This is a genomic window from Actinomadura sp. (assembly GCF_044508335.1).
In the GTDB taxonomy this organism is placed as follows: domain Bacteria; phylum Actinomycetota; class Actinomycetes; order Streptosporangiales; family Streptosporangiaceae; genus Spirillospora.
In genome coordinates this window covers 24,378-26,275 of the sequence record NZ_JBIQHY010000100.1, presented here as the reverse complement: position 1 = coordinate 26,275, position 1,898 = coordinate 24,378, and the positions used below count along the sequence as shown (strand labels likewise).

The following is a 1,898-nucleotide window of genomic DNA, read 5'->3' as shown; positions in this document are numbered from 1 at the left end:
CTACCAGGCACCGAGTCTGCCAGCGGCGGCCGACCCGGTAGCTCCCATTAGGCGTCGCGGGCGGTGGTGGCGGGTGCGGGTTCCCCGGCGGACGGTGGGGCGCCGGCCCCGGGGCTCCTGCGGGTGCTGGTGGCGAGCATGACGAGCAGCGACGCCGCCGTGAGCGCGACGCCGAACCACACCACGCTGGTGACGCCGAGGTTGTCGGCGAACAGCCCGCCGAACAGCGCGCCCAGCGCGATCGACGTGTTGTACGCCATGGTGTTCAGCGACATCGCCGCCTCGAAGGTCTCGGGTGCGGCGGCGAGCGTCATGTTGACCTGGGACAGCTGCACGACGCCGAAGGCGAGTCCCCAGAGCACCAGCGCGACGATCGCGCCCGCCTTCCCGTCGCCGATCGCGAGCAGCAACAGCAGGGCGGTCGCCAGCATGAGGGAGCCGACGATGAAGCTGCCCCGCAGGTTCTTGTCCACCGTGTACCCGGCGATGAAGTTGCCGATGGCGCCGCCGATCCCGAACACGATCAGCACCACGGTGATGAAGCTGGACGAGGCGGACGCGACGTCCTCCAGGAACGGCCGCACGAACGTGTAGGCCCCGAAGTGGCCGAGGACGAAGAGCACGACGATGCACAGCACCGCACGGAGCGGCACGTTCTTCACCGGAAGGCCGAAGACCTCGCGGACCGAGACTGCGTTGTCCGAGGGCAGCGAGGGGACCGTGACGGCGACCGTGAGGAGCACCAGCAGTCCGAGGCCGGCCCAGATGAGGAAGGTGGTCCGCCACCCGGTGAGGTCCTCCACGACCGTCCCGAGCGGGATGCCCACCACCGTGGCGATCGAGATGCCGGACATCACGATCGCGGCCGCCCGGCTCGCGTGGCGCTCCTGGACGAGGCGCATCGCCATGCTCACGCCGATGGCCCAGAACACGCCGCTGGCGAACCCCATGAGCAGGCGGGTCGCGAGGACGAGCGGGAAGTTGGGCGCGACGGCGGTGACCAGGTTCCCCAGCGTCAGCACGGCCAGGAGCACGCTGAGCAGAACGCGCCGGTTGACCCGCCTCGTCCAGGCCACGATGAACGTGACGGCGAGCCCGGCCGCCACGCCGTACAGGGTGACCATCAGGGCGGCGACCCCGACCTGGACGTCCAGGCTGCGGCTCAGCGGGGTGAGCAGCCCGACGGGCATCAGCTCCGTCGTGAGGAAGACGAACAGGCTGGCCGTGATCGCCGCGACCCCCAGCCATCCGCGCAGCGACGAATGTGTCAGGTGTTCGTTCACCGACAACCTCTCAACGTTGAAGTGTTTAACGTTGGCGACGGTAGATCGGGTGATAGCTTGATGTCAAACAGTTCAACGTTGAGGGGTGAGTGCGGGTGGCCCGTGACGCCGTCGACCTCGTGCTGGAGCAGTGGGCCCGCGCCCGGCCCGACCTCGACGCGTCCCCGATGCGGGTCCTCGGCCGCCTCTCCCGGCTCACCCGGATCGCCGAGCGCGAGCTGAAGAACCTGTTCGACGAGTTCGGGCTGGAGAGGGGCGAGTTCGACGTCCTCGCCACCCTCCGGCGCGCCGGCTCGTCCGGCGGCATGACGGCGGGCGCGCTGGCCCGCTCCTCGATGGTGACGTCCGGCGCCGTCACCAACCGGCTCGACCGGCTCGTCGCCAAGGGCTACGTCACGCGCGACCTGGACCCCGCCAACCGGCGCACCGTCATCGTCGCCCTCACTCCCGCCGGCCGCGACCTCATCGACCGGGCCGTCGTCGCGCACGTCGAGAACGAGCGGCGCATCCTCGCCGCGCTCGACCAGCGAGAGCAGGACGACCTCGCCGAGACCCTGCGCACCCTCCTGCTCAGCCTCGGCGACGAAGCCCCCGACGCCTGAGCGCCGCCACAGG

At 70.4% G+C, this 1,898-nt stretch carries 2 protein-coding genes; one reads left to right on the top strand and one right to left on the bottom strand.

Translation table 11 applies throughout. The annotated features are described in order from the left end of the window. Positions 1-47: 47 nt before the first annotated feature. Positions 48-1,283 (bottom strand): MFS transporter, encoded by a 1,236-nt coding sequence (locus ACIWVC_RS26610; protein WP_396453209.1) that lies wholly within the window; start codon positions 1,281-1,283, stop codon positions 48-50. Positions 1,284-1,378: 95 nt separating this feature from the next. Here ACIWVC_RS26610 and ACIWVC_RS26605 point away from each other — a divergent pair, with 95 nt between their 5' ends. Beyond that, the gene (locus ACIWVC_RS26605; protein ID WP_396453207.1) at positions 1,379-1,885 is read left to right on the top strand and encodes a MarR family winged helix-turn-helix transcriptional regulator; all 507 of its coding nucleotides are present in this window, start codon (positions 1,379-1,381) and stop codon (positions 1,883-1,885) included. The last annotated feature ends 13 nt before the right edge of the window (positions 1,886-1,898 follow it).